5 protein-coding genes are annotated in these 6,185 nt (G+C 71.9%); 3 read left to right on the top strand and 2 right to left on the bottom strand.

From position 1 onward, the window contains the following. Positions 1-93 precede the first annotated feature (93 nt). Positions 94-564 carry a helix-turn-helix domain-containing protein gene (locus tag AA75_RS50880; RefSeq protein WP_033820539.1) on the top strand — a complete coding sequence of 157 codons (471 nt, stop codon included), beginning with the start codon at positions 94-96 and terminating at the stop codon, positions 562-564. A gap of 176 nt (positions 565-740) precedes the next feature. Here the strand turns inward: AA75_RS50880 and AA75_RS15170 are convergent, their stop codons facing one another. Next, on the bottom strand, positions 741-1,307 hold the full coding sequence (locus AA75_RS15170; protein ID WP_051812449.1) for a hypothetical protein: 567 nt from the start codon (positions 1,305-1,307) through the stop codon (positions 741-743). 365 nt (positions 1,308-1,672) lie between these two features. On the opposite strand from AA75_RS15170, the gene AA75_RS15165 reads away from it, so the two are divergent. Further along, positions 1,673-2,593, top strand: coding sequence for a hypothetical protein (locus tag AA75_RS15165; RefSeq protein WP_033820538.1), 921 nt, complete (start codon positions 1,673-1,675; stop codon positions 2,591-2,593). A 723-nt stretch (positions 2,594-3,316) separates the two neighbouring features. On the opposite strand, the gene AA75_RS15160 is transcribed toward AA75_RS15165, so the two are convergent. Then, the gene (locus tag AA75_RS15160) at positions 3,317-5,461 is read right to left on the bottom strand and encodes a hypothetical protein (RefSeq protein WP_149038150.1); all 2,145 of its coding nucleotides are present in this window, start codon (positions 5,459-5,461) and stop codon (positions 3,317-3,319) included. A gap of 470 nt (positions 5,462-5,931) precedes the next feature. Here AA75_RS15160 and AA75_RS15155 point away from each other — a divergent pair. Further along, the coding region (locus tag AA75_RS15155; RefSeq protein ID WP_033820536.1) for a hypothetical protein at positions 5,932-6,185 on the top strand (254 nt) is incomplete at its 3' end.

Here is a 6,185-nt window from a genome sequence, read left to right as displayed (position 1 = left end):
GAGGGCGGACGGTGTGAGCGGGGGCGGCCCGGGCGGGTGGGCTGTACGGGCGAGAGGCCGTGACGCGGGCCGGCGTGGCCGGGTTGGGCGGGCGTGGACAACACCGTGTTCGACCAGGCCGTCGCCGTCATGAAACGGCTGACCACCGCACAGGACGGCTACCGCCTCGTCACGGTCGACGGCGTGGAGCAGGAGGTCGGCGTCGCCGAGCTGGAGGCCGCCTTCGACGCCTTCCAAACCTTCTGGGACGAGATCGCGCGGTCGGGACAGCGGGTCGATCGCGACCTCGCGGACGCGGTGGCCCAGGAGCAGCTGACGGGACGGCGCAACGAGCTGATCGAGCGGGACGGGCAGGGCCGCCCTGTGGCGCTGCGGCGCCTGACGACGATGACGGCCGAGCAGATCGAGCGGGCGAAGGAACTGCTCGCCGACCCGGACCGGACCATCACCTCGGTGGCGGCCGAGCTCAAGGTCTCGCGCTCGACGCTCTACTACGACATCCCCGGGATCACCGGCCGGCTTCTCGCGTCTCGGAAGCGGCAGGTCGCCGGCGGCCGCTCGTAAGGGGCGGGGCAGAATGCCCGAGGGCCTGTTCCCGGCAGCTCGAATGCCGGGAACAGGCCCTCGCGTTGTGCCGGACGGCGGCCGGACGACAGGCGGACGGCCGCCCGGAGGCGGGACGGGGCGGCGGACGGGCGGGCAAAGTCGCGGCAGTTCTGGGGCCCGCAGCCAGAGGGTTCTCACTGCTCCACGTCCGTTGCGTTGGCGAGAAGGAAGTGACCGGCGTGGGCCAACGCTTCCTCGGACGTGCCGTAGCAGGCCTCGGGCTTCCCGGTGACACCGTTCGAGGCCACCGCCGCCCACGTCCAGCCGCTTCCGTCCTCACGGTAGCTGACCTGAGCCGAACCACCCGCAGTCTGCAGGGTCAGCGGCCTCGAAGCGGAGATGGCTTTGGGCCACTTGGCGCGAGCCGACTGCCGGGTGATGGCCCAGGCCTCGCCGAGCTGTACGTAGCTGGCACCCTGGCTCCCTGCCCGACGGGCGATCTCAGCAGCTGCAGCCTCCGCGGCTGGGCCCACCTCGCGCAGCATGCGCAGGATGGACAAGGTCCAGTCGGTGGTCCAGCGCAGATGCTGACTGGCTGCGGCCCTCTCCTCTGGTGCCGTTGTACTCAGCCGCTGGGAGATCTCCAGGGCATGCTTCCACGCAAGGGAGCTCAGCTCTTCCGCCAAGCGCGCCAGCTGGTCCGGGGTGGGCTCCACATAGCCAGGAACGAAGGTGTCTTGGGTTTTCGCCGTGTCCGCCATGTGGCCACAGTAGTGGATTGACAGGAAAAACTGTCGATGACAGCTCCTTCTGCCGCAGTGGCCGGACCGAGCCGGGCCCCGGTTGACCGGGCCCGTCGTCAGACGAGGCGGTGGTGCGAGCGGCGCTGCGCGGCGCGGCCGAGCGGGGAGAGCTGGCGCACCGTGAGGTCTACGTACACCCCGACCGCACCTGACCAGGCCTGATTCGAAGGCTGGCTGACGGGCCTCGGGGTTTCCCGGGCCCGTCGCCGTGTCCGGGGTCGTCACTCGTCTGAGGGGCTTTCAGCGATCCCCTTGCGCAAGCTGTGCGCAGGCGCGCACACTCCGTGTTGTGCGCAAAAGCGCACAGCAATTTTGGAGGTCTCATGATGACGTTGAGCGAGGCCGAGGACTACCTCGGCCGCGTGCTCGCCGCTCTGGACACCGCCGGCCTGAAGCCCGGAACCCTGGATGTGCCGGACACGGACGAGCTTGCCGAGAACGGCATCCACGTGGCCCCCTCCGCGGTCCTCACCTGGCCCGCGTCCCACCCCCGGATCGACGCCGACCTGTACGGTGCCGGTCTGCTCGCCGCCTGGTCCTGCGAGACCGGCTGGTGCCACGCCGCGCTGCGCCCGGACGGTTCCAACGAGTCGCGTACAGCGCTGGGCCTGCCGGTGCTCGCCGAGCCCGGCCAGGTCGCCCTCGCCGTCGCCCGCGTCGCGCTCGGCCGCTTCGCCGACGACCCGGTGCTCGTGCTCACCGACGGCACCGCGCACGGCTGGCAGCGTCGGCTCGCCCACAGCGACGACCCGGCGGGCTGGATCGCCCACGCCCGTGATGCCGGCTACCTGGAGGCGATGCTGGCCGCCCTCGGCGACCCGATGGACGACGCCCAGGCACGCGGCGACGATCTGGAGGCGGCCGAGCAGCTGCGCGCGGTCTCCTGGGCCGTCGACCGGCTGACCCACCGCCGGGACGCCCTGGTCGTCGCGCTCAAGGCGCGCGGGCTGAGCTGGGCGGAGCTGGCCCGGCTTACCGACGCCGACGAGCCCGACCCCGCGCGACTGCGGACCAAGGTCCGGCGCAGGCACGAGGCGGGCCTGCGCCGCGCGGGCCTGCTGCCCCTAGGCGAGCACGGCGCCGCGTTCGAGGCCGTGATGGTCGCCCAGATCATCGCGGCCGTCCGGCGCGGCGACACCGCCGGCTCCGAGCTCCTGGTCGACCAGCTGCTGCGGGAGTCGACCGACCCCGCCGCGACCGAGGCCCGCATCCAGGCCGCGATCAGCCAGGCCCACCACGCCTGACTCTCAAGGCAGCCGCCCACCCACCAGGCCGGGCCCGTCCAAGGCCGGCCGCCACCCGAGAGGAATGGCCGATGGGATTCTTCAGCCGCAAGCCCGACGCTCTCTGAGCAGCCGGGGTGATGTGAGCGGGTGTGGATCGCGGTGTCCCCCGGGGGCCGGGTTGCGCTACGTGTCGACGTCGCAGCGCATGCCCGGCCCCGGGGGACCTTGGCGCTAGAAGGTTCTCCGGCCCCGTCCGAAGGGACAGTCGGATCTGGCCCGAGCGCCCGGGCCAGGCTGAGGCCAAGGCTACTGGGTAGGGAGAACGGGGCGCAGCGATGACGGCGGGCTTCATCTGATCGAGTGACCCACAAGTGGTCGCTAGGGCAGACAGGCAGGCAGCCGGACGGCCAGCTGTCGGCAAAGGCGGAAGCGGACAGCAACAGCGCAGCAGCCCGGCGGCCGTGCGGCCGGACCATAAGACAGGCCCTGGCCGACCGGACCGGGCGGCGGGCGACCAGAGCCTTTACAAGATGGAATCCGCCCGCGCGGGCCAGCGTCTGCGCAGGCCTGTCCCGAGACTGGACAGGCCTGCGGAGCGCTCGTCCGTGAACAGCACCCTCAAGCCCCGTCGTGGGTCCGCAGTGTCGGATCGGTGTCCAGGCCGGCCGGAGTGTTCTTGTGCAGGGGCGCAGCCGATAGGGAGGCGCCGAAGTGGTCCGGCCCCAGGAGGGTGTTGTCCTCTTACGACTCCAGCCTGTTGTCCCTAGCGCTCGTGACAGGTGTACCTGTGGTCGCCAGGCGCAGTTGCCGTACGACGGTCTGTGCGGCCCGGTTGGCTGCCGCCGAAGCCGGCCCGGAGCGGTGGCTCAGCAGTTCGGGCGCAGGGGCCTCGCGGAGGTCCGTCTGCTCGGGCCACAGCAGGACATCCGCGAGGCCCTCCGGGAGGGCCTTTCGGACGGCGGCGAGCCGATGGTGCGGAAATCGCGTCTCGCGTCCCATGAGCGCGAGGACGCCGGTGGTCTCCGGCCGTTGCCATACGGCCATGGTCAGTGCCTGCGCGGTCTGTTCGGCCGGCTCGTCGCGGTGCCGGTGCTCGATCATGTCCGCCCACCCGCTGACCAGATCGTCACCGGCCTCCCGTGCCGCTGCCCAGACACCCCGCTTCTCATGCCACAACCGGGGTCCCCAGCGCTCGACGGCCGGCTCCTCCACCTCGTCGAGCAGCCCGTCGACGGTGCGATCGGCTCGGGACGTGAGTTCCTGGACGATCTCCTCGAGCGGGCGCGTAAGCCACTCGGTGGTGGCCGCCGTCCACTGGGCGCCATGGCGCAGCTGTCCCTCCGGGGTGAGGAACTCGACCAGCGCGCGCTGTCGTTCACGGGTTCGCGGGTCACCGGGTGTGGGGAACTCGGCCGGGAAGGGCGTGTCGAGGTCGATCGTCACGCTGTCCGACCAGGTCTCGTTCCACCAGTCCTCGACATCCTCGGGGTCCGACGGGTCGTAGGGCAGGTCGCCCTCGCCGTCAGGTTCGGCATCGGCGGCCGCGGGGTCCCGGGACCACAGAAGGTCCACGAGCTCCTGGTGCTCGCCGCTTTCAGCGAGGGCAGAGGCCTGGTACCACTGCAGCTCCTCGGTCAGAAGGTTGAGCAGGCGCCGACGGTCGGTGTGGGCCGTGGGAGCCCGGTGGAAGTACTCGTCCGCCCGCTGGCTCAACCACTCGAAGAAGCGGACTTCCTCGGGCCGGTGGTCCACCCTCTCCACGTACCCCCAGTCCCTGGCGCTGTACTTGGCGAGGAGGACGGCGATGTCGGCGGACGAGGCCAGCTCGCGGTGCTGGTAGTCGGTGCCGGCATCGATGAGGACGACATCGAACTCCTCGCGCGCGGCCGTGACCTGCCGCTCTGCGATCTCCCGGGTGAGGGAGCCGAGCATGATCGGCTGCCGCAGGACACCACCGGGCAGAGGCGCCCACACCCCCGGCTGCGGGGGCCCCACACGGAAGGCCGCGAACACGCCGACCGGGTCGTCGCCGGCCAGGACCACCACGCGAACACCGGAACGCGCCAGCGCGCCGGCCAGCGCCAGCACCAGCGTGGTGCAACCCCGGCCCCCTCTCCCGTCCGCCGAGGCAACGGCCACCACACCCCTGACCTGTTCCGCGGCCTCCGGTGCCACCGGCCGCGGCACCAACTGATCGGGCTTGGGCCCGCGCACCTCCTCGTCCGTCGGCGCGAGCGACCGCCACCCGGGCGCGCCGCCCAGGAACAGACCGCCACGGCGCAGCGCACGGCTCCACCGCGGCCCGTCGTCGCCGATTTCCGCCCGCAGTGCGCGCCACGCGGCGATCTCACGTTCGTGCTGGTGGTCGAGGTCCCACAAGGGAGAGAGGCCGTTCTGCTGGACGGCCAGCGTCGCGGCGGTGACGTCCTCGCGGGCGGCCGTCGCACTGGTGCGCCGGCTGGGGAGCACATCGAGGGCGGCGTGCTCTCCGAGCCGCCGCAGCCACAGGTACGGGCTGGCCCGGTCGACGAAGACGCGCAGCCCGGGAATCCCGACGACCGCGCCGTCGGTGGTCAGGCTCGGCAGCAGCCGGGCAAGTACGGGTCCGTGGAGCCCGTGGGCGGGAAGGAGGACCAGCTCGTCCGCGCCCGGACTCGTACCTGCGAGGCCGAAGAGGGTCCCTGCCGCGTCGACCGGGGGCAGGCTGCCGGCGGCGGGCCGTGCCAGGGTGAGGAGAGCGGCTGCCTCCAGCCGGATCTGTTGGGGGTCGTCGGCGTCCGGGACGAGGCCTCGGAAACGGCCGTTGCGCCGGAGCCATTGCTGGGCCTGGGTGTACGACTCCCCTGTGTACCGGGTGCGCAGAGTCGCGTTGCTGTCCTTCGACATGGAAAGTCCCAACTGCGGCACGACACCCCGGACCAGCATGCCGCTCAGGGCGTGGTGGTCATCGCACTGACGAAGCGTTTGCCTCTTTCCGTCGCCTGAGCGCAGCAGGTCCGGGCCGCGATGCGCAGACGGTGGCAGCAGTCCCTGCCGTCGCTGACGATACACCGTGTTAAGCGCGATCGGGACCAATCCGAGCCTTTACGAAGTAAGTTACATCGCCTAGCAGGTGCAGCCCGGGTCCCCGCACGGCGTGCCAGCAACATTGGGCGGCAAGAGGCGATCCGAGACCGCAGCGACGGCCCGCCCCCGGGGTCATGGCGGGCGGGCCGATGGGGATCTGCAACTCGGCGGGAGCGGGCAGGGCGACGGGGGTCGCGGACCTGGTGGCCGAGCACTCCTGACCCCCCAGGCCAAGGAGCCGCTGGCCGTCCTGCCGCCAGGCGCCGGCCGGGCTGCGCTGTAGGGGCGGGATGCACCACCAGCACCTCGGCTACCAGCAGGAACGCCTCCCCTCCCCCGTCGCCGCCACCGAGTCGGCCGCCGACGACAGGACGCTGTGGAACGAGACGGCCACAGCCCTCGCGGCCGTCGGCATCGACATCGTCCAGGCTGGAGACGGACGCCCCGGGGCGGTGCTCCAGCTCGGCCCCCGCGGCCTGGCCGTGGCAGTGGCCTGGCAGCCCGCCGAGCAGCACCCGCTGCCCGGCGGCGTCCTGGCCGTCAA

Source organism: Kitasatospora sp. MBT63, assembly GCF_000710465.2.
Taxonomy (GTDB): domain Bacteria; phylum Actinomycetota; class Actinomycetes; order Streptomycetales; family Streptomycetaceae; genus Kitasatospora.
The sequence above is the reverse complement of the archived record's forward strand: the minus strand, read 5'-3'. Positions and strand labels throughout refer to the sequence as shown.

Excerpts from the sequence above, each read along its gene's own strand:
- AA75_RS15170 (WP_051812449.1), bottom strand. The coding sequence starts at position 1,307 with ATGGCGGACACGGCGAAAACCCAAGACACCTTCGTTCCTGGCTATGTG.
- AA75_RS15160 (WP_149038150.1), bottom strand. The coding sequence starts at position 5,461 with ATGTCGAAGGACAGCAACGCGACTCTGCGCACCCGGTACACAGGGGAG.
- AA75_RS15165 (WP_033820538.1), top strand. The coding sequence starts at position 1,673 with ATGATGACGTTGAGCGAGGCCGAGGACTACCTCGGCCGCGTGCTCGCC.